19 protein-coding genes are annotated in these 20,778 nt (G+C 65.9%); 11 read left to right on the top strand and 8 right to left on the bottom strand.

The genetic code is table 11. The annotated features are described in order from the left end of the window. Nucleotide 1: 1 nt before the first annotated feature. Nucleotides 2–1,534 (bottom strand): glycine betaine/L-proline transporter ProP, encoded by a 1,533-nt coding sequence (proP, locus tag AB3147_RS14950; RefSeq protein ID WP_367352290.1) that lies wholly within the window; start codon nucleotides 1,532–1,534, stop codon nucleotides 2–4. A gap of 133 nt (nucleotides 1,535–1,667) precedes the next feature. Here proP and AB3147_RS14955 point away from each other — a divergent pair, with 133 nt between their 5' ends. Beyond that, the gene (locus AB3147_RS14955) at nucleotides 1,668–2,126 is read left to right on the top strand and encodes a MaoC family dehydratase (protein WP_367352291.1); all 459 of its coding nucleotides are present in this window, start codon (nucleotides 1,668–1,670) and stop codon (nucleotides 2,124–2,126) included. A gap of 58 nt (nucleotides 2,127–2,184) precedes the next feature. Here AB3147_RS14955 and AB3147_RS14960 read toward each other — a convergent pair whose 3' ends face one another. Next, nucleotides 2,185–2,589, bottom strand: coding sequence for a RidA family protein (locus AB3147_RS14960; protein WP_191577414.1), 405 nt, complete (start codon nucleotides 2,587–2,589; stop codon nucleotides 2,185–2,187). Between the two features lie 143 nt (nucleotides 2,590–2,732). Between AB3147_RS14960 and AB3147_RS14965 the strand changes: the two genes are divergently transcribed. Beyond that, nucleotides 2,733–3,650 carry a LysR family transcriptional regulator gene (locus tag AB3147_RS14965; protein ID WP_175121347.1) on the top strand — a complete coding sequence of 306 codons (918 nt, stop codon included), beginning with the start codon at nucleotides 2,733–2,735 and terminating at the stop codon, nucleotides 3,648–3,650. 24 nt (nucleotides 3,651–3,674) lie between these two features. Here AB3147_RS14965 and AB3147_RS14970 read toward each other — a convergent pair whose 3' ends face one another. After that, nucleotides 3,675–4,559: a LysR family transcriptional regulator gene (locus AB3147_RS14970; protein ID WP_291387367.1), complete on the bottom strand. Its 885-nt coding sequence runs from the start codon at nucleotides 4,557–4,559 to the stop codon at nucleotides 3,675–3,677. Between the two features lie 156 nt (nucleotides 4,560–4,715). On the opposite strand from AB3147_RS14970, the gene AB3147_RS14975 reads away from it, so the two are divergent. Both AB3147_RS14975 and AB3147_RS14980 read left to right on the top strand, forming a co-directional pair. Then, complete coding sequence (locus AB3147_RS14975; protein WP_175183602.1) at nucleotides 4,716–5,702, top strand: tripartite tricarboxylate transporter substrate binding protein; 987 nt, start codon at nucleotides 4,716–4,718, stop codon at nucleotides 5,700–5,702. Between the two features lie 64 nt (nucleotides 5,703–5,766). Continuing rightward, a complete protein-coding gene (locus AB3147_RS14980) occupies nucleotides 5,767–6,099 on the top strand; it encodes a cupin domain-containing protein (protein ID WP_367352292.1) in 333 nt (110 codons plus the stop codon). A gap of 102 nt (nucleotides 6,100–6,201) precedes the next feature. Here AB3147_RS14980 and AB3147_RS14985 read toward each other — a convergent pair whose 3' ends face one another. From AB3147_RS14985 to AB3147_RS15000, 4 genes are all read right to left on the bottom strand, one after another. Next, nucleotides 6,202–6,768, bottom strand: a complete 567-nt coding sequence (locus AB3147_RS14985) for a type 1 glutamine amidotransferase domain-containing protein (protein ID WP_367352293.1) — start codon at nucleotides 6,766–6,768, stop codon at nucleotides 6,202–6,204. Nucleotides 6,769–6,836: 68 nt separating this feature from the next. After that, nucleotides 6,837–8,168 (bottom strand): PQQ-dependent sugar dehydrogenase, encoded by a 1,332-nt coding sequence (locus AB3147_RS14990; RefSeq protein WP_313065838.1) that lies wholly within the window; start codon nucleotides 8,166–8,168, stop codon nucleotides 6,837–6,839. Continuing rightward, entirely contained in the window at nucleotides 8,165–8,593 is a 429-nt protein-coding gene (locus AB3147_RS14995; protein WP_217467814.1) for a DUF2231 domain-containing protein, read from the bottom strand. The genes AB3147_RS14990 and AB3147_RS14995 overlap by 4 nt, the downstream gene beginning before the upstream one ends. A 98-nt stretch (nucleotides 8,594–8,691) precedes the next feature. Further along, complete coding sequence (locus AB3147_RS15000; protein ID WP_367352294.1) at nucleotides 8,692–10,146, bottom strand: efflux transporter outer membrane subunit; 1,455 nt, start codon at nucleotides 10,144–10,146, stop codon at nucleotides 8,692–8,694. Between the two features lie 89 nt (nucleotides 10,147–10,235). Between AB3147_RS15000 and AB3147_RS15005 the strand changes: the two genes are divergently transcribed. From AB3147_RS15005 to AB3147_RS15020, 4 genes are all read left to right on the top strand, one after another. Further along, nucleotides 10,236–10,853, top strand: coding sequence for a TetR/AcrR family transcriptional regulator (locus tag AB3147_RS15005; protein ID WP_175121340.1), 618 nt, complete (start codon nucleotides 10,236–10,238; stop codon nucleotides 10,851–10,853). A 74-nt stretch (nucleotides 10,854–10,927) separates the two neighbouring features. After that, on the top strand, nucleotides 10,928–12,034 hold the full coding sequence (locus AB3147_RS15010; protein WP_367352295.1) for an efflux RND transporter periplasmic adaptor subunit: 1,107 nt from the start codon (nucleotides 10,928–10,930) through the stop codon (nucleotides 12,032–12,034). Then, nucleotides 12,034–15,138 carry an efflux RND transporter permease subunit gene (locus AB3147_RS15015; protein WP_367352296.1) on the top strand — a complete coding sequence of 1,035 codons (3,105 nt, stop codon included), beginning with the start codon at nucleotides 12,034–12,036 and terminating at the stop codon, nucleotides 15,136–15,138. The genes AB3147_RS15010 and AB3147_RS15015 overlap by 1 nt, the downstream gene beginning before the upstream one ends. A 57-nt stretch (nucleotides 15,139–15,195) precedes the next feature. Further along, nucleotides 15,196–15,735 carry a PaaI family thioesterase gene (locus AB3147_RS15020; RefSeq protein WP_367352297.1) on the top strand — a complete coding sequence of 180 codons (540 nt, stop codon included), beginning with the start codon at nucleotides 15,196–15,198 and terminating at the stop codon, nucleotides 15,733–15,735. 7 nt (nucleotides 15,736–15,742) lie between these two features. Here the strand turns inward: AB3147_RS15020 and AB3147_RS15025 are convergent, their stop codons facing one another. Then, nucleotides 15,743–16,450, bottom strand: coding sequence for an acetoacetate decarboxylase family protein (locus AB3147_RS15025; RefSeq protein ID WP_367352298.1), 708 nt, complete (start codon nucleotides 16,448–16,450; stop codon nucleotides 15,743–15,745). A gap of 124 nt (nucleotides 16,451–16,574) precedes the next feature. On the opposite strand from AB3147_RS15025, the gene AB3147_RS15030 reads away from it, so the two are divergent. The 3 genes from AB3147_RS15030 to AB3147_RS15040 all read left to right on the top strand — a co-directional run bounded on the left by AB3147_RS15030 (nucleotide 16,575) and on the right by AB3147_RS15040 (nucleotide 20,763). Continuing rightward, entirely contained in the window at nucleotides 16,575–16,979 is a 405-nt protein-coding gene (locus AB3147_RS15030; RefSeq protein WP_343739142.1) for a DUF2946 family protein, read from the top strand. 180 nt (nucleotides 16,980–17,159) lie between these two features. Beyond that, complete coding sequence (locus AB3147_RS15035; protein ID WP_438860977.1) at nucleotides 17,160–19,271, top strand: TonB-dependent siderophore receptor; 2,112 nt, start codon at nucleotides 17,160–17,162, stop codon at nucleotides 19,269–19,271. A 13-nt stretch (nucleotides 19,272–19,284) separates the two neighbouring features. Next, nucleotides 19,285–20,763 carry a PepSY domain-containing protein gene (locus tag AB3147_RS15040; RefSeq protein WP_367352299.1) on the top strand — a complete coding sequence of 493 codons (1,479 nt, stop codon included), beginning with the start codon at nucleotides 19,285–19,287 and terminating at the stop codon, nucleotides 20,761–20,763. Nucleotides 20,764–20,778: the final 15 nt, after the last annotated feature.

Consider the following 20,778-nt stretch of genomic DNA (forward strand, 5'->3'; position numbering starts at 1 on the left):
TCTATTCAATATTCGGATGCCTGTCGGCCAAACGTTGGCGCCGCACGCGCAGCGCGTCGAGCTTTTCCTCCAGCGCCGCGATCTCGGCATCGACGTCCTGCACGCTTTGCTCGATATGTTCGTACGCCTGCTGCAGGAGCACCTTGGCCTCCTTGCGGCTGGACGCCGTGGGCGTTTCCCCGCGCAGCGGCCGGTTGGCCGTTTCGGGCAGGAAGAACGAAGTGATAAGCCCGATGACCGACGCCGCCATCAGGTAGTACGCGGGCATCATCAGGTTCTCGGTCTCTTCCACCAGCCAAGCAGCAACCGTGGGCGTCAGGCCGGCAAAGATGATGGCCACGTTGAACGAACTGGCCAGCGCGCTGTAGCGGATGCGCGTGGGAAACAGCGCGGGCAGCGTCGACGCCATGATGCCGATCAGGCAGTTCAGGAATACGGCGATCAGCAACAGTCCCAAAAAGATGAGCGCGGTGTTATCGCTGCCGATGAGAAAGAACGAGGGGATCGCCGTGACCAGCAGGCCCAGGCTGCCGGCCAGCAGGAACGGCTTGCGTCCGATCTTGTCGCTGATGAACCCCACCACCGGCTGCACGAACAGCATGCCCACCATCACGACGACGATGATGAGCACGCCATGCCCTTCGGTATAGCCCAGGCTGCCCGACAGATACGTGGGCATGTAGGTAAGCAGCATGTAGTAGGTGACATTGGTCACGAGCACCATGCCGATGCTGACCAGCAATGCACGGCGGTACTTGCTGAAGATCTCGCGGAATGACACCGTCGGCTTTTCCTGCACGGCGTCGCGGTCTTCCTTTTCCATCCGTTCAAGCTGTTGCGTGAAGGCCGGCGTTTCCTCGGCCGCGTGGCGCAGATACAAGCCCAGCAGGCCAAGCGGTCCGGCCACGAAGAACGGGATGCGCCAGCCCCAGTCAAGGAAGGTCTGCTCGCCCAGCATGGTCTGCAGCAGCACGACCATGCCCGCCCCCACGACGAATCCGGCGATCGAGCCGAAGTCCAGCCAGCTTCCCAGGAAGCCGCGCTGCCTGTCTGGCGCATATTCGGCCACGAACACGGCCGCGCCGGTGTATTCGCCCCCCACGGAGAAGCCCTGCGCCAGTTTGCACGCCAAGAGAAGAATCGGCGCCCAGATGCCGATCGTGGCATAGGCGGGAATCAGGCCGATGCAGAACGTGCTGATGGCCATGATGATGATGGTGAGCGACAGCACCTTCTGGCGTCCGAAGCGATCGCCCATGATGCCGAAGAAGACGCCGCCCAGCGGCCGGACCAGGAACGGCACGGAAAACGTGCCCAGGGCGGCAATGGTCTGCACGGCGGGCGAGGCGTCGGGAAAGAACACCTTGCCCAGTGCGAAGGCAACAAAGCCGTAGACGCCGAAGTCAAACCATTCCATCGCATTGCCAAGCGCCGCGGCGGTCACGGCCTTCTTGAGCTTGGTGTTGTCGATGACGGTGATGTCGCCGATCTCCAGCGGACGGATTTCTTGCGACGACGTGGGGGTTTCTGCCATGGTGCGACATCCATAAAACGGGACATGCCGATTATGGACCCGATTTTGGCAACGGTCATCGCCCGCGGCATTGCGGGAGTGGCGCGCGCGCGCCCATAATGCCCCACCCACCAGTCGACCGCCGGAGCTGTTCATGACCGATACCCGCAAGCCGCCGCTGATCTATCTTGAAGACCTGTCCGTTGGAGACATCTTCGTCAGCAAGAGCCACGCCCTGGACGCAGCGCAGATCATTGCCTTTGCCTCGCAATTCGACCCGCAGCCCTTTCATCTGGATCCGGACGCCGCGCGTGACACGTTATTTCAGGGTCTGGCGGCCAGCGGCTGGCACACGGCGGCGCTGACCATGAAGCTGCTGGTCGAAAGCTTTCCCGTGGCGCGAGGCGTGATTGGCGCTGGGGCCGAAGTGGCCTGGCCGCAGCCCACCCGCCCCGACGACGTAGTGAAGGTGACGAGCACGGTGCTGAGCATCACGCCGTCCCGTTCCAAACCCGATCGCGCCATCGTGGTCGTGGAATCCGTCACGTCGAACCAGCGGGATGAACCGCTGCAGAAACTGACCAGCAAGGTCGTCGTCTTCCGGCGGTCATGATCCCGTCATGGGCCGGTCATTATCCGGCCAGCGGTCCGGCCGCCTGCCGGCCGCACGCTCAAGCCGTCGCGCCCTCCGGCAGTTTGGCGATGACCTTGATCTCGAACTGGAATCCATAAAGCCAGGTCACCCCCACCGCCGTGATGTTCGGAAACGGCGCCTCGCCCCAGAACTCGGGCACCACTTCCCACATGGTCTCGAACTGCGACTGCGGATCCACCATAAAGACGGTCACGTCGACCACGTCGTCGAACGACGCGCCCGCCGCGTGCAGGATGGCGTTCAGGTTCTGGAACGCCAGCCGCACCTGCTGACGCAGATCGGGCTCGGGCGAGCCGTCGTCGCGGCTGCCGACCTGGCCGGACACGAACAGAAAGCCGTTGGAACGCACGGCCGGCGAGTAACGGTTGCGCTCGTAAAGCGCGTGGCGATTGGGAGGAAACACGACGTCACGGTTATTCATGGGATTCTCCAAGTGAAGGGGCTTCGGACCGCCCGCGTTGACATAGGCAAACTGTAAAAGCGCCCGCCGCGCGGATAAACGGTCAACTTCATCCATCACTATTTGTAGAATCCAAACAATCCCCAACACCCTGCGGAGCAGCCATGGACCGATTTGACGCAATGACCGCGTTTGCGCGCGTGGTGGAGACCGGCAGCTTCACCAAGGCGGCCGAAACCCTGCACATGAGCAAGACCAGCGTCACGCAGCTTGTGCAGCAGCTCGAAGCGCGGCTGCGCGTGCGCCTCTTGAACCGCACCACGCGCAAGGTCAACGTCACGGCCGACGGCGCGGCGTACTACGAGCGTGTGATCAAGCTGCTGGCCGACATGGACGACGCCGAGACCAGCCTGTCCAGCGCCGCCGAAGCGCCGCGCGGCCGCCTGCGCGTGGACGTGCCCAGCCCGCTGGCGCGCATGGTGCTGGTGCCGGCATTGCCGGCCTTTCACGCGCGCTATCCCGACATCCAGCTCGACATGGGCGTCAGCGACCGCATCGTCGACCTGATCGGCGAAAACGTCGACTGCGTGGTGCGCGGCGGCGAGCTGACCGATCAATCCTTGATGGCCCGCCGTGTCGGTGACCTACGATTGGGCGTCTATGCCGCGCCCTCTTATCTGAAACTGGCCGGCAAGCCTGCACACCCGCGCGAGCTTGAGGACACGCACCATCGCATCGTCGGCTTTCTGTGGCAACGCACGGGCCGCGCGCTGCCCTACGCCATGCGCCGCGGCAACGAAGTCGTCAACGTGCACGGCCGTTACGTGCTGGCCGTGGACGACGGCAATGCGTACCTGGCGGCCGGCCTGGCCGGCATGGGCGTGATGTGGCTGCCGGATTACATGTCCGCGCCGCATCTTGCACAAGGCGAATTGGTGCCGGTGTTCGAGGACTGGCGGATGGACCCGATGCCAATGTACGTGGCGTTCCCGCCCAACCGCCACGTCAGCGCCAAACTGCGCGCCTTTATTGACTGGATCATCGAACTGGTGGGCGCGTATTCGCCTGCGGGCGGACGATAGCGCGGCAGGTCACCTCCGCCGCCCCTACCCCTTTGCAAGCTCCCCCGCCAGTTCCAGCGCCCGCGCCAGGAACACCGACGCATCATCCTTGCGATAACTGACGATCACGGGCGACACAAACGCGTCGGCTTCGATCCGCACATGCGCCACGTCCTGGCGTTGCAGGCGCTGCACGGACGCGGGCACGACCGTGACGCCCAGCCCCGCCGCAACCAGCCCGATGGCGGTCTGCAGCTCGTTGGCCTCTTGCGCGACCTGCAGGGAATGGCCAGCGGCGCGAAAGAGTCCCAGCACGTGATCCGCGTAGTTGGGCCGCGGCCGCGCCGGATACAGGACGAAGGGCTCGCGCGCCAGCCGGTCGACCGAGACGCTGCCCTGGCCCGCCAGCGGGTGATGCAGCGGCACGGCGGCCATCAAGGGTTCGGTCATGAGCACGCGGCGTTCGATCGCCGGGTCGTCCAGCAGGATGCGGCCGATGCCCAGGTCAATGCGGCCTGCCTTCAGCGCTTCGAGCTGCGGCAACGTGTTCATTTCCATCAGGCCCACTTCGACCCGCTCGTCCGCGCCGCGCAGCAACCGGATCAGTTCCGGTACGAAGCCGTACAGCGTGGACGGCACGAAGCCGATGCCGAACCAGCGGCGCTCCGTTTGACCCAACCGGCGCGTGCCTTCCAGCACTTCGTCCAGCCGGGCGGTCAACAGGCGCGATTGCTCGAGCAGAAAGCGACCCGCCTCGGTCAGGCGTAGAGCGCGCGTGGTGCGTTCGAACAGGAGCACGCCCAGTTCCTCCTCCAGTTGCTTGATCTGGCGGCTAAGCGGCGGCTGCGCGATGTGCAGCCGCGCGGCCGCCTGCGTGAAACTGCCGGCCTCGGCCACGGCCTGGAAATAGCGCAAGTGCCTGAGTTCCATGACGATTAAGACCCTGAAGGTATCAATTGAAACCCATATAGTCTTGGACGCCTTGGAAAAAGGCAAGCGATACTGCCTCCATCGTTCAAGCGCGGCCGGCCAGAGTATGAATCGGTTCCGCATCGCCGCCCATAAATCAAGAACACGGAGACTTTCATGCGCCTGCGCCCCGCCTTCAAACCCTTCGCCCGCGCCTTGCTGGCCGCGTCGCTACTGGCTGGCGCGGCGGCGGCGCACGCCGATGCCTATCCCGACCACCCGGTGAAGTGGATCGTGCCCTTCCCGCCGGGCGGCGCCATGGACAGCATCGCGCGCACGCTGGGCGAATCCATGGGCAAGCAGCTGAATACGTCGTTCATCGTGGAAAACCGCGCGGGCGCGGGCGGCAATATCGGCGCGGCGGCCGTCGCGCGCGCCAAGCCGGACGGCTACACCATCCTGATCGTGGCGAACGGCATGGCCGTGAATCCCGCGCTGTACCAAGACCTGAATTACGACCCCATCAAGGACTTCGCGCCGATCTCGCTGCTGGCCGTGGTGCCGAACGTGCTGGTCACCAATCCTGAACGCACCGGCGCGACGAGCGTGCAGGACGTGATCGCCAAGGCAAAGGCGCAGCCCAAGCACTACACGTACGCCTCCGCTGGGGTCGGCACGTCGATCCATCTGGCCGGTGAAATGTTCGTATCGATGACGGGCGTGGACATGCTGCACGTGCCGTACAAGGGCAGCGGCCCGGCCGTCGCGGACCTGTTGGGCGGGCAGGTGGACTACATGTTCGACAGCATCACGTCCGCCAAGCCGCACATCGCGACCGGCAAGCTGCGTGCGTTGGGCGTCACCACCACCAAGCGCTCGGCCGCCCTGCCCGACGTGCCGACCCTGCAGGAAGCGGGCGTGCCAGGCTATGAGCTGATGCCCTGGTTCGCCGCCTTCGCGCCTGCGGGCACGCCACCGGATGTGGTGGCCAAGCTGAACGATGCCATGCGCGCCGCGTTGGCGGATCCCAAGGTGAAGGCGACGCTCGATTCGATCGGGGCCGAGTCCATCGGCAGCACGCCCGACGCACTGCGCGACCACCTGGCCAAGGAAACGGCGCAATGGAAGGACCTGGTCAAGGAACGCGGCATCAAGATCAACTGATCGGCCGCGCTGCGCTCGCCTGGGGTATCGTTGGTCCATCCATCTCCCAGCGAAGGAAGTCATCATGGCCCTGAAACACGCGGATCCCGGACAGGTCATCGATCTGAAGCCCTATGGCGCGGCGCTTGCGCAGAAGCAGTCGGTCGCGCTTTTCAAGTCCGAGGATCTGGAGGTCATGCGGCTGGTGCTGCTGGCGGGCAAGACAATGCCCTCGCATGACGTCGAGGGCGAAATCACCCTTCAATGCCTGGAGGGCAGCGTGGAGGTCTCGACCGGCGGCGCCACGCATATCCTGGACGCCGGCCACCTGATGTACCTGCCCGGCCGAGCGCCGCATTCGCTTTTTGCGCTGGAGAACGCGTCGGTCCTGGTGACTGTTGCGTTGAAGCGTACGTAGCGTCATCCGCCGGGGCAGCTTACGGGGCGGCTTCGAGGGCGCCATTCGGGGCGCCTTCCGAACGCGTCTTCTGTTAACCCCGCGCGCTCACCACCGGCCAGCCTACTTGCGGTCACGCCCTTCGACAGCTTTGCGCAGCACGCCGATGAAGGCTTCGTTGAACGCGGGAATATCATCCGGCTTGCGGCTGGACACCAATACGCCGTCGACGACGGCCTCTTCATCCACCCACTCAACGCCCGCATTGCGCAGGTCGTCCTGCAGCGATGGCCAACTGGTCATCTTGCGACCATTGACCACGCCAGCGGAAATCAGCAGCCAGGCGCCGTGGCAAATGACGGCGACCGGCTTTCCCGCGTCAAAGCATGCGCGCACCAGCTCCTGCGCCTTGGGCTGCATCCGGATTTCATCGGCATTGACCACGCCGCCGGGCAACAGCAAGGCGTCAAAGACCTCCGGCTCGGAGGCGGCCTGCAGAAAGGTCAGATCCACCGGAAACCGGTCGCCCGGCTTGTCGTGATGAAAGCCCTGGATCGGATCGGTGCGGGCGGACACCAGCACCGTGCGCGCGCCCTCCTCGTGCAGACGATGACGAGGGCCGGTGAGTTCGACCTGCTCGAACCCATCGACAGCCAGAATGGCGATGTTGACGTCTTGAAGTGTTGCCATGGTTGCTCCTGTTGCGTGGCCCCCCCGACGATGCGATGCGTCGCGCGGGAGGCCTGGGGGATGACTTGTCAGGGCCGCGCCGCAGCGACCGGCTTGGGCGGCTGCGCAGGCTGTGCCGGCTGCGCGGGCGTGACTCGCCAGATCGTGTTCGACAGGTCGTCGGCGACGATGAGCGCGCCCTTCGGGTCCACCGTCACGCCTACGGGGCGGCCGCGCGTCGTGCCGTCGCTGTCGCGAAAGCCTGCGACGAAGTCCACGGGCGGGCCGGACGGACGGCCGTCCGTGAACGGCACGAAGACCACCTTGTAGCCCACGGGATCCTTGCGGTTCCAGCTTCCGTGCTCGCCGACGAAGACGCCGTTGGCAAAACGATCCCCCATCGAAGCGTCTGAGAAATCGACGCCAAGCGCCGCGACGTGCGAGCCCAAGGCGTAATCCGGCGCGATGGCCGACGCGACCTTTGCGGGATCCTGCGGCCGGACGCGATCATCCACGTTCTTGCCCCAATAGCTGTAAGGCCAGCCGTAGAAGGCGCCTTCCTTGACCGTGGTCAGATAGTCGGGCACCAGGTCCGGACCGATTTCGTCGCGCTCGTTGACCACGGCCCACAGTTGCCCGGTGTCGGGCTGGATCGTGAGCGCGGTCGGGTTGCGCAGGCCGGTCGCATACGTCTTGTATTCACCCGTGCTGGCATTCACGCGCCAGATCCGCGCGCGATCGGCTTCAGCCGTCATACCGCGTTCGGTGATGTTGCTGTTCGAGCCGATGCCCACGTATAGATACTGCCCATCGGCGCTGGCGGTCAGCGCCTTCGTCCAGTGATGGTTGATCTCCGACGGCAGCGGCGTGACGACTTCGGGCGGCCCGCTAGCCTTGGTCTGCCCGGGCTGATAGTCGAACCGCACCAATGCGTCCTGATTGGCGACATACAGTTGGTTCCCGACCAGCGCCAGCCCGTACGGCGCGTTGAGATTCTCGGCAAAGACAGAGGCCTCGTAGGTGCCATCGCCTTCCGGGTCGCGCAGCAGCGTCAGGCGGTTGCCGCCCTTGACCGGGCTGGTGCCGCGGGCCTTGATGACGGCCGCGATCACGTCTTTGGGCTTGAGGTCGGGCGCGCTGCCGCCGCGTCCCTCGGCCACCAGGATGTCGCCATTGGGCAGCACGAGCGTCTGCCGGGGAATCTTCAGATCCGTGGCGATGGCCGAAATCTTGTAGCCCTCGGGCACGGTCGGCACCTTGTCGCCCCACGGGGCAGGCTTGGCAATGACCATATCGGGCAGCAGGCCGCGTTCGGGCTTGGGCAGATCAGGCGAAGGTCCATATTGGCCTCCCGCCTGCGCGCTGCACACCCCTGCCATCACCAGCAACGGAATTCCGGCAATCAGTCGTAGGTGATTCATAGCGGCCCCCTGATGTGCGGGGTGCGGAAGCCCAGCCAGAGCGCCACAAGTGCCAGCACGGTGCCGACTGCAGACAGAATCAGTGCGGTGGGCATGCTTGCCCAAGCATCGCGGGCGTGCATAAACGCATTGAACAGGCCTACCAGCCAGGCTGCCAGCAGCACGACGGCATAAGGAACGATTCCGCGCGCGCGCTGCGTAGCCCTGAACAGGTCCACGATGGCAAACAGCAGCGCGATCGCGCCAAACAGCAGTCCGCCGACCAGCAGCCAGGACGCGAAATTGTTCCATTGGATGTGAAAAGTCTGCGCATAGGCAGCATCCGCGAGTGCCGCGCCGAGAAACAAGGGAAACATCCCGGCCAGGAATACCGCCGGCATGGGGCGCACGGTAAGGGCGTACCGATTTTCGATGAGTTGGGTCACTGGATCGCCTCGTGAGTTGCGGGCCCGAGCAGATGCCCGAGAAGCGCAACGCAGCAAGTCGTGTTCCTGTGTCCGTGCCGAGGCCCGCGCGCTTCGGTTCAGCGCGTGGCGATCTGCGCCGGTGCGTCCGGACGCCAGCCTCCGCCCAGCGCCTTGTATGCCGCCACCGCTGCCCGAGCGGTTTCCGCTTGGGCCTGTGCCCGGTCGTCAGAAGCCTGCAAGAGCGAGGCGTCCGCATACAGCACGTCGACCAGACTGGCGGCGCCGCGCTTGTAGGCCGCAAACGACGACGCTCGCGCCTGCGTCAGCGCGTCTTCGCCGCGGGTCAGCACCGCCGACTGTTCGGCACGGTGGATCAGTGCGGAAAACGCGTTCTCGACATCTTCCGTGGCATGCAGGACCGCCAGGCGATATGCCGCCAGCGCCTCGGCCTCTTGGCCCTTTGCCCCGTCGATCTGCGCGTTGATGCGGCCAAAGTCGAACAGCCGCCAACGCAGTCCCAACACGCCCGTTGACTGGCTTGCACCGGCGGAGAACAGATTGCCGCTGGACACGGCCGTGGCGCTGCCCAGCAAGCCGCTCAACGAGAACTTCGGGTAGAACTCGGAGATGGCCTCGCCGATACGGGCGTTGGCGGCCGCCAGCCGGCGTTCGGCCGCGATCAGATCGGGCCGGCGCTGGAGCAGATCCGCGGGAGCGCCCATTTCCTCGATCCGAGGCGCGGCGGGTATCGGCGCGTGCGCCGCCAGTTCGGCGCGATGCGTGCCGGGCGCGGCCCCCAGCATGACGTCCAAGGCGTTCATCGCCGCATCAAGCCCACTCTGCAACACCGGAACGGTCGCCTGTACTTGCGACAGCGCGCCATCCGCCTGACGCACCTGGTATTGCGCAGCCAGCCCGCGTTCGTGCAGCAGCGCGACCTTGGCGACAAGATCCTGCTGCGTCCTGACCTGCCGCTGTGCGATGTCCAAACGCGCCTGGAGGCTGCGGATCACAATGTATGTGTCCGCGGTTTGCGCGGTCACCGCGAGCTGCGTGGCCATCGCTGCCGCTTCCGAGGCCTGAAATTCGGCGATGGCCGCCTCACGGCCACGCCGCAGGCCGCCGAACAGATCGACTTCCCAGCTGGCCTCAAGATTGGCTTCGTACTGGTTGCCCCAGCGGTCGTAACCGGGCATCGTGCTGGCCACCTGTCCCAGTGGCGTCTCACGCGACTGATGCGACCGCGCGGCCAGGCCGCGCACCGAGGCCGACGGCAGCAAGGCCGCGTTGGCCGCGCCCAGCCCCGCACGCGCCTGCGTCACGCGCGCCGCCGCCTGCGCCAGGTCCAGGTTCTGCGCGATGGCCAACGACACGTATCGCGCCAGCATCGGGTCGTCAAACTGGCGCCACCACGTATCGAGGCCTTGCACGGCCCCGGATCCGGCTTGCCGGCCGGGGGCCTGCGAGTAGTGACTGGGAAGCGGCGCCTCCGGCCGGTGGTAATCAGGGCCTGCCGCGCACCCGGCCAGCACGCCGGCGCAGAGCAAGACAAAGGAATGACGGGCGAGCATGGGAATCCTTCAGGCAATTAATTTTGGGTGACTATAATACGTTTTGGTCACCCGTTGTCAACAAAAGTGCTCCGGGTTAAGCTGCACCCATGACGAAAGCAACATCCCCCGCCCTTCAGCCGCGCGGCCCCTCCGATCACGACGTCCGCGATCAGATCGTCGAAGCCGCCACCGAATACTTCGGCCTGTACGGTTTCGACAAGACCACCGTCTCGGACCTGGCCAAGGCCATCGGATTCTCCAAGGCCTATATCTACAAGTTCTTCGACTCCAAGCAGGCGATCGGCGAGGTCATCTGCGCCAACCGCCTGAACACGATCATGGTGGCCGTCGACGCGGCCGTCGCCGACGCGCGATCCGCGCCGGACCGGCTGCGGCGCATGTTCAAGGCCCTGGTGGAAGCCGGCAGCCAGCTCTTCTTCCACGACAGCAAGCTGTACGACATTGCGCGAACCTCGGCCAGCGAGTCGTGGCCTTCCGCGCAAGCCTATGAGGCGCACATCAAGGGCCTCATCCTGCAGGTAATCCGCGAAGGTCGGGAAGCCGGCGACTTCGAACGCAAGACGCCCCTCGATGAAACGGCCGACGCCATCTATCTCGTCATGCGGCCGTATATCAATCCTTTGCTCCTGCAGCACAACCTGGCCAATGGCGCGGAAGCCACGGTGCAGTTGTCGAACCTGATCCTGCGAAGTTTGGCGCCGTAAATTTTCCTCTGTGACCATTGACCTTATTGGTCACTTGTATAGAATGGGGACCTTCTTTGTGAGGATGGTCTCCCATGCTTCGGCGTCCGCTTGCCCCCTTTGCCCTCTGCCTGCTGCCTGTCGCCCTTGCGGCATGCGGCGATAGCCCCCCGTCAGATCCCCGCGTCGACCCGCCGCTTGTCAGAGTCGGCGTGGCGCAAACCGCATCCGCGCCCGCACGCTCCTTTTCGGGGGTCGTGGCGGCGCGCGTTCAAAGCGACCTGGGATTCCGCGTGTCCGGGAAAGTGCTGGAGCGACTGGTCGACACCGGTCAATCGGTGACCCGCGGCCAGCCGCTCATGCGGCTGGATCCGGAAGATCTGGGCCTGCAGGCCCGTGCGCAGATTGAAGCCGTGGCCTCGGCGCGTGCGCGCGCAAAACAGGCTGTCGACGACGATGCCCGCTATCGCGGCCTGGTGGCAGAAGGCGCCGTGTCCGCGTCGGCCTATGCGCAGATCAAGGCCGCGGCCGACACGGCGCGTGCCGATCTGAAGGCGGCCGAAGCGCGGGCCGACGTCGCGAAAAACGCGTCGAGCTATGCGGTGCTGGTGGCGGACGCGGACGGCATCGTCGTGGACACGCTGGCCGAACCCGGACAGGTCGTTGCCGCCGGGCAATCCGTCGTGCGGCTGGCGCGCGCCGGCCAGCGCGAAGCCATCGTCCACCTTCCCGAAACACTACGGCCATCCGTGGGCTCCGCCGCCCGGGCAATGTTGTACGGGGACCGCCAGTCCCCCGCCCCGGCCACGCTGCGGCAACTGTCGGATGCGGCGGATCGCGTCACGCGGACGTTCGAGGCCAGGTATGTGCTGGAGGGCGCGCTGGCCCGCGCCCCGTTGGGGGCCACCGTCACGATCGACATTCCACAGTCGCCGGACGGCACGCCCCTGCTGCAGGTGCCGATAGGCGCTGTCTTCGACACCGGCGCCGGCCCGGGCGTCTGGGTGGTGGTGGATGGCGCCCCGGCCCAGGTGGCGCGGCGGCCCGTCCAGGTGCACGGCCTGAGCGACGATGTGGCGCGTGTCGCCGGCGACCTCAAGCCCGGCGAACGTATCGTGTCCCTGGGTGCGCATCTGCTGCATGAAGGCGAGCCGGTCAGGCTCGGGGAGCAGAACGCTGCCGCCCTCGTGGGAGCGCGTTGATGAGCGAAGGCCGCTTCAATCTGTCTGCGCTCGCCGTGCGCGAGCGCTCGATCACGCTGTTTCTGATTCTTCTCGTCTCTGTCGCCGGAATCCTCGCGTTCTTCCAATTGGGCCGTGCTGAAGATCCGCCGTTCACCATCAAGCAGATGACCGTCGTCACCGCATGGCCCGGGGCGACCGCACAGGAGATGCAGGACCAGGTCGCCGAACCGCTGGAAAAGCGGCTGCAGGAGTTGCGCTGGTACGACCGGACCGAAACCTTCACGCGGCCCGGCCTGGCATTCACCATGGTGTCGCTGCTGGACAGCACACCGCCCCAGGCGGTGCAGGAAGAGTTCTATCAGGCGCGCAAGAAGCTTGCCGACGAAGCCGGACGTCTGCCTCCCGGCGTAGTCGGGCCCATGGTCAATGACGAGTACGCGGACGTCACGTTTGCCTTGTACGCGCTCAAGGCAAAAGGCGAGCCCCAGCGTCTGCTTGCCCGCGACGCCGAAGCGCTGCGCCAGCAACTGCTGCATGTGCCGGGCGTCAAGAAAGTGAACATCATCGGCGAGCAGCCCGAGCGCATCTTCGTGTCGTTCTCCCATGACCGCCTGGCTACGCTCGGCGTCGATCCGCAGGCCATTTTTGCCGCACTCAACGCGCAGAACGTCCTGACGCCTGCCGGGTCGATCGAGACCAAGGGTCCCCAGGTGTTCCTGCGCGTAGACGGCGCGTTCGACAGCCTGGACAAGATCCGCCAAACGCCCATCATCGCCCGGGGACGCACACTGAAGCTTGCCGACGTGGCGACCGTGGAGCGCGGCTATGAAGACCCGGCCACGTTTCTGGTGCGAAATAACGGCGAGCCCGCGCTGCTTTTGGGCGTGGTCATGCGCGACGAATGGAATGGGCTGGATCTGGGCAGCGCGCTCGAGCAGGAGGTCGGCAAGATCAACACCGCATTGCCGCTCGGGATGAGCCTGACCAAGGTCACCGACCAGGCCGTGAACATCAGCGCGGCGGTGGACGAGTTCATGGTCAAGTTCTTCGTCGCACTGCTTGTCGTGATGCTGGTGTGCTTTATCAGCATGGGGTGGCGCGTCGGGATCGTCGTGGCCGCCGCCGTGCCCCTGACCCTTGCGGCGGTGTTCGTGATCATGGCGGCCTCGGGCAAGAATTTCGACCGCATCACGCTTGGCTCGCTGATCCTGGCGCTCGGCCTGCTGGTGGACGACGCCATCATTGCCATCGAAATGATGGTGGTCAAGATGGAAGAAGGCTATAGCCGGATCGCAGCGTCGGCGTATGCGTGGAGTCACACGGCCGCCCCCATGCTGTCCGGCACGCTCGTCACCGCGGTGGGTTTCATGCCGAACGGTTTCGCGCGTTCCACCGCGGGCGAGTACACCAGCAACATGTTCTGGATCGTCGGCATTGCGCTGATCGCGTCCTGGGTGGTGGCGGTGTTCTTCACGCCGTATCTGGGCGTGAAGATGCTGCCGGACATCAAGAAGGTTGAAGGCGGACACCACGCCATCTACGACACCCGCCACTACAACCGGTTCCGGCGTCTGCTGGGGCACGTCATCGGCCGCAAATGGCTGGTGGCGGGCACGGTGGTCGCGGTCTTTGCGCTGGCCGTGGTTGGCATGGGTCTGGTCAACAAACAGTTCTTTCCCACTTCGGATCGGCCCGAGGTGCTCGTTGAAGTGCAGATGCCGTACGGCACGTCCATTGAACAAACCAGCGAGGCCGCTGCGACAGTCGAAGCGTGGCTGGCCAAGCAGGCGGAAGCCAGGATCGTCACCGCGTACATCGGACAAGGCGCGCCGCGCTTCTTTCTGGCCATGGCGCCCGAGCTGCCGGACCCGTCATTCGCCAAGATCGTCGTGCTGACGGGCAACGACAAGGAACGCGAAGCGCTCAAGTTCCGGCTTCGCCAGGCCATCGCCGACGGCCTGGCGCCGCAGGCGCAGGTCCGCGTCACTCAGATCGTGTTCGGACCGCCCTCGCCGTTCCCGGTGGCCTATCGCGTCATGGGGCCTGATGCCGGCCAGTTGCGCGCGATCGCCGCGCGCGTCCAATCGATCATGCACGCCGATCCCATGATGCGCACCGTAAACACCGATTGGGGCGCGCGGGTTCCCGCCCTGCACTTTACGCTGGACCAGGACCGGCTTCAGGCGGTGGGACTGACCTCCAGCTCGGTCGCCCTACAGTTGCAGTTCCTGTTGAGTGGCGTACCCCTCACCAACGTTCGCGAGGACATCCGCTCGGTTGAAGTGGTCGGCCGAGCGGCCGGTGACGTCCGCCTGGATCCAGCCAAGATCGCCGGTCTGACGCTGGTGGGGGCCGACGGCCAACGCGTGCCGCTGTCGCAGGTTGGCACGGTGGATGTGCAAATGGAGGATCCGATCCTGCGGCGCCGTGACCGCACGCCGACCATTACGGTTCGCGGCGACATCGCGGAAGGCCTTCAGCCGCCTGACGTTTCCGCCGCGATCTTCAAGCAACTGCAACCTGTCATCAACGACCTGCCAGCGGGATACCGCATCGAACAGGCCGGCTCCATCGAGGAATCTGAGAAGGCAAGCACTGCCATGCTGCCGCTGTTTCCGATCATGATTGCCATCACCCTGCTGATCATCATCCTGCAGGTGCGATCCATCGCCGCCATGGTGATGGTTTTTGCGACCAGCCCGCTCGGCCTGATCGGTGTTGTGCCGACACTGCTCCTGTTCCAGCAGCCGTTCGGCATCAACGCGCTGGTCGGGCTGATTGCCCTGTCCGGCATCCTGATGCGCAATACGCTGATTCTGATCGGCCAGATCCACCACAACGAACAGGAAGGCCTGGCGCCCTATGACGCGGTGGTCGAGGCGACGGTGCAGCGGGCGCGACCGGTGATTCTGACTGCGCTGGCCGCGATACTGGCTTTCATCCCGTTGACGCACTCGGTGTTCTGGGGGACGCTGGCCTACACCCTGATCGGCGGCACGTTCGCCGGCACGATCATCACGCTGGTCTTCCTGCCAGCCATGTACGCCATCTGGTTCAAGATCCGGCCTGCCGTCGCGCAGGACGCTTCCCAACCTGTTGCGGCCCGGGTAACGACGGGTTGATTCACGCCGCCTGCGGCGTGGCACTCGCCCGCCGGGGCTTCACAACGAGGGGGTCGTATGTACAGAAATCAACAGTCGTGCTGGACGGTCCAGCACCAGGCTGCACTGGCGCGGCTGCGCACGGGCGGGGGCAAGCCTGATATCGCCAGTCCGGATCAGATCGCAGGCATGACAGGCTTGCAGATCCTGCACGCGATGATGGCCGGCGAGCTGCCCTACCCGCCCATGAACGACACCGCGAACATGACGTTGGTGGAAGCGGACTCGGGCTGGGCCGTGTTCCTCGGCATCCCCGAACTGCGGCATTGCAATCCGTTCGGCACCGTCCACGGCGGCTGGTTCTCGACGCTGCTGGATTCGGCATTGGGTTGCGCGATCCAGAGTGCGCTTCCGGAAGGCAGGCGCTACACGACGGTCGAACTCAGTGTGAACATCGTGCGCGCGGCGGCGCCATCCAGTGGCCCGCTTCGCGCCGCCGCCACGCTGATACATAGCGGCAAGCAGATCGCCACCGCGCAGGCGCGGGTGGAGGACGAGAACGGCAAGCTGTATGCGCACGCCACCACCACGTGCGTGGTGTTCGACCGGCGTGCATAGCGCACGGCTACACCCCGAAAGACACCGACATCCGTTCCAACCATGCGCTGGCCACCGGTTGACGCCGTGCCAGAAATCCCAGCGGACCCGCTTCGGCCATGCGCCAGTGCGCGGTCCCGAAACGCAGCGTTCCTCGCAGCGTGCAGCGCGTGCGGATCAGCCCTGCCGGCCCGTCCTGGACCGTCCAGACCGCGAAACGTAGCGGTAAGGCAACGCGCAGGCCGGGTCGGAATTGCACGCTGGCGGCGGGCCGGCCTTCCGCGACGAGCGACGCTTGCGCCAACGCAGCCGGCTCACCTGGCCCGCCCAAGGCGGGCAGCTGCTCGAAATCGCCGATGCGCTTCGGGATGCCCCACAGCTTGCGGCTACCTTCTGCGGCCGCCTCGTCGTCCACCCAGATCGGCCCAACCGTGCACGCGGGCGCCAGCAATCCCGCGTGACGCACCGCCGTCGCAAAGAGCAGCTCGTTGTAGGCGAGCGTGCCGCCCGGCTCGTAAGCGGTCCAGACCGTGGTGCAGATGGCATGGCGTCCCAACGTGACCACGCGGGCATCACCGGGCGCCTGCTGCGGCAGATCGGCCAGCGGCACCCGCCATGCACTCAGGAGCGCATGGCCGTGCAGTTTCCAGGGGGCCTGCGGATAAGGAGACGGGTAGCCTGACTGCGTCCTGCCATCCGGCGTGCCGGTCGGGCTGTCGTTCGATGGGAGCATCATCCTGGCGAACTCCTGTCGGGTTTCCAATGCACACACCCGATCGATAGTAAGCGCCCTGCGACCGAACGCCGCATGCATTTCCATTCGGACAGAATGCGTGAGGTTCTGTAATAGAATCCCGCCCATGTCGACTCATCGGGACTCTGCGTTTCAGCCCCGCGGCCTGCCTTGGCGCTTGCTCGTCTGCCTGGCAATGGCCGCCTTTGTGCTGCGCGCTTTCATCCCGACCGGCTACATGGCGGGGCCGTCCACGACCTCGCTGATGCTGACGCTGTGCGAAGCCGGCGGCACGATGAACGTGACGTTCGACCTGCCGGCCGAGCCGGACGCCAAGCACGGTGCCGCGGAGGCCTGCGCCTTCGGCGCCCTCGCCGCGCACGCGATTCTGCCGGACACCGGGCTCGCACCTGTGTTGTCGGCGCGCGCCGCCTACGCCGCGCCCGACACTCCCGTCTACCGCGCCACGCCGCCGCTGCCGGCTCTTGGGCCGCCGCTAGGGTCACGCGCCCCGCCTTCCCTGTCTTCCTGATCCGCCGCGCGCGCGCCTGACGCCGCGCACGGCAGCGAAGAGCGGGAACCCCGTAGACCAGCTTCATGGCGCCATCGCATCGGCGCTGCCTGCACGGCCATCCCCTCTTCGCCCGCGCTTTGCCGACCGGCCTTCAGGCCGGCGGCAGATTCAGTCGAAGACAAAAGAAGAGGGGTCATCTTGACCATCGTTCGTACGCACGCGTGCCTCGGCACGACACTGATCCTGGCCGCGTTCAACGCCGCCGCCCAAACCGCTCCCGCCACCCTCGCCCCCATCACCGTGGTCGGCGGATCCGAGACGGCGCTGACTACCGAGGCGTCCACCGGCTCCAACCTTGGCCTCACGCCCATGCAGACGCCCGCCAGCGTCGACATCATTTCGCGGGAACAGATCGAGTCCCGCGGCGACGCCAGCGTGATCGAAGCGATTACCCGCGCGCCCGGTTTTTCGGCCGCGCCCCACCCTGGCAACGGCAATAGCGCCCTGTCGGTGCGCGGCTTCACCGACAGCACGTCGGTCATGCGCTTGTACGACGGACTGCGCCAGTATGGCGGCGTCGGCCTGACGTTTCCGTTCGACACGTGGTCGGTCGAGCGCATCGAGGTGCTGCGCGGACCCGCGTCCGTCATCTACGGCGACGGCGCGATCGGCGGCGTCGTCAACGTGATTCCCAAGCGTCCCACTCGCGGGCCGATCCAGAACGAAGTGCAGGCCACGATCGGCACGCAGGATACGGCGCGGCTGGGACTGGGCAGCGGCGGCGCGCTGAGCGACACCTTGTCGTATCGCCTGGATGTCAGCGGCAACTACACGGACGGTTATGTCGACCGCGGCCAGTCGGGCGATGCGACGTTTTCGGGCGCGTTGCGCTGGGACGCCACGCCGGACCTGAACATGACGTTGAGTTACGCCTACGGCTACCAGCGCCCGATGCGGTACTTCGGCACCCCGATGATCAACGGCGAGCAGGATGACGCCGTGCGCAAGCAGAACTACAACGTCGCCGACAGTTTCATGCGCTTTCGCGACCAATGGACCCAGCTGGACACCGTCTGGACGCCGAACGACGCCACCACCGTGCGTGCGCGCCTCTATCACGTGCAGAGCGACCGCGACTGGCGCAACGCCGAGCGCTACGTGTACAACCCCGCAACCAGCCTGATCGACCGATCCGACAACACGCAGATCACGCATGACCAGACCCAGACCGGCCTGACCACCAGCGCCGCCTTCAAGGGCACGCTGGCCGGCCTGGAGAACACGGTATCGGTGGGCTTTGACGTCAACCACGCCACGTTCAAGCACATCAACAACACCTACACAGGCAGTTCGGGGTCGGTGGATCCGTATGACCCGGATCACGGCCAATACCAGAGCGACGTGCCGTTCATTCCGCGTTACCGCAACAAAGCCGATCAGTTTGCCCTGTTCATGGAAGACCGCCTGGCGCTGACCAGCAAGTGGTCGATCATCGGCGGCCTGCGCTACGACCACGCGAAGGTCACGCGCGACGACCTGGTCACCGATCAGCGCGCCTTGTCCAAGACGTTTTCCGACGTGGGCTGGCGCATCGGCACCGTGTACGACGTGACGCCGGATCTGGCCGTCTACGCGCAGTACGCGCAGGCCGCCGATCCGGTCAGCGGGCTGCTGATGATCAGCCCGTCCAACGCGTCGTTCGACCTGTCGCGCGGCAAGCAGATCGAGGTCGGCCTGAAGCAGAACTTCATGGACGGACGCGGCAAGTGGACGCTGGCGGCGTACGAAATCCGCAAGACCAATCTGCTGTCGCGCGACGCCGACGACCCGAGCCTGCGGGTGCAGGTCGGCGAACAATCGTCCCGCGGCCTGGAAACGTCGCTGTCGCTGGCGGTTGCGCCCGGCTGGACGATCGACGCCAATGCCACCGTGCTGCGGGCCAAGTACGACGATTTCTCCGAATCGGTGGGCGGGGCGGCCGTGTCGCGCGCGGGCAATGTCCCGCCCAACGTGCCGCAACGCCTGGCGAATCTGTGGCTGAGCTGGAACTTCCAGCCGGGCTGGACCGCGATGGGCGGGATGCGCTACGTGGGCAAGCGCTATGCCGACAGCGCCAACACCATCGAACTGCCGTCCTACACCACGACCGACCTGGCGCTGCGCTGGGACGTGAACAAAGACACCGCCATCACAGCCCGGGGCTTCAACGTTTTTGATCGCGCGTACTTCACCACGGCCTACTACACCAACACGCAATGGATGTATGGACCGAGGCGCCGGTTCGAGCTGACGTTGAACCACCGCTTCTGAGGCGGGCGCGACCATGGACGCCAAGGCGCGCCTGCGCAGGCTGACCTACCTGGCCCATCGCTGGCTGGGGGTTGGCGGCTGCCTGCTGATGCTGGTGTGGTTTCTCAGCGGCATCGTCATGCTGTATGTCGGCTACCCGAAGCTGACGCCCGAAGAGCGGTTTGCCAGCCTGCCTGTGCTGGCCGCAGACGCGTATCTGCCGATGGACGCAGCGCGGCCCGGCGGCGCGCTTGCCGTTCTGACGTCGGTGCGCGGCGAGCCGACCTACATCGTCCCAACCCCGGACGGCCCGCGCGCCTGGTCCGCGCGCACCGGCCGGCCTGACGGCGTGGTGACAGCGGACATGGCCGTGGCCGCGGCGCACGCGTTCTGGCCTGCGGGCACGGCCCGGTATGCGGGCCTGATCGACGAGGACCGCTGGACGCATTCGCGCGGGCTGGACCGCCATCGCCCCCTGCACAAGGTGAGCATGGAAGGCGACGCGCCGGGCACGCTGTATGTGTCTTCGGCGACGGGCGAAGTCGTGCTGGACGCGCCGATCGCCCAACAGCGCTGGAACTACGTCGGCGCGTGGCTGCACTGGCTATACATGGCGCGCGACCGCTCCGTCGATCCGGTGTGGAGCTGGATGGTGATCGCACTGTCGGCCGTCTGCACCGTGCTGGCTGTCAGCGGCACGGTCGTCGGCGTCTGGCGCTGGCGTTTTCGCGGCCGCTACAAGACGGGCGCGCGCACGCCCTACCGCGAAACCTGGATGCGCTGGCACCACATCATCGGTCTCGCCTTCAGTGCGTTTGTCTGCACGTGGATCTTCAGCGGGCTGATGTCGATGAACCCGGGCGGGCTATTCGCCGGCTCCGATCCCGGCCCCGACCGGCAAGCCATGACGGGCGCGCCAATCGCCGCGCCGATTGCGGACCCGCAGCCGGTATTACAGGCGTTGCACGCCGCAGGCTTTGAGCCGGTTCAGCTCGAATGGCGGCGGATGGCAGGCCAGCCGTACGTGCTGGCCCGCGACGCGACGGCCGGCAGCCGCATCGTTCGCCGGGAGGATGGTGCATTGCTGGTGCAGTCGATGTGGCAGCCTGATGCGGTCCTTGACGCCGCGCGCGCGCTGTTTCCCGGCGCGGCCGTTCAGGCGACGTTGCTCGATCACTACGACGCCTATTACTACGCGCGCCACGCCGAAGCAATGAACGGCGGCGCACCACGGGGCCTGCCAGTCCTGCGAATGGATTTCGACACCCCGGCCAGTGACCGCGTCTACGTGGACCTGCGCACGGGCGAGGTGGCGCTGAGCCTGTCCCGTGCGCAGCGGGTCGGGCGCTGGCTCTTTTACTTCCTGCATAGCTGGGACACCCCCGCCCTGCTGAATGCCGGGGAGGGCCGGGACCTGGCGCTTATCCTGCTGAGCCTCGGCGGCCTGGCGGTGTCCGCCACGGGCATCGTGCTGGGCGCGCGGCGGTTGGGCTGGTCGCGCGGGCGCCAGTAGAATTGCGCAATCTTC

Source organism: Achromobacter animicus (genome assembly GCF_040775605.1).
Lineage (GTDB): Bacteria > Pseudomonadota > Gammaproteobacteria > Burkholderiales > Burkholderiaceae_B > Achromobacter > Achromobacter animicus.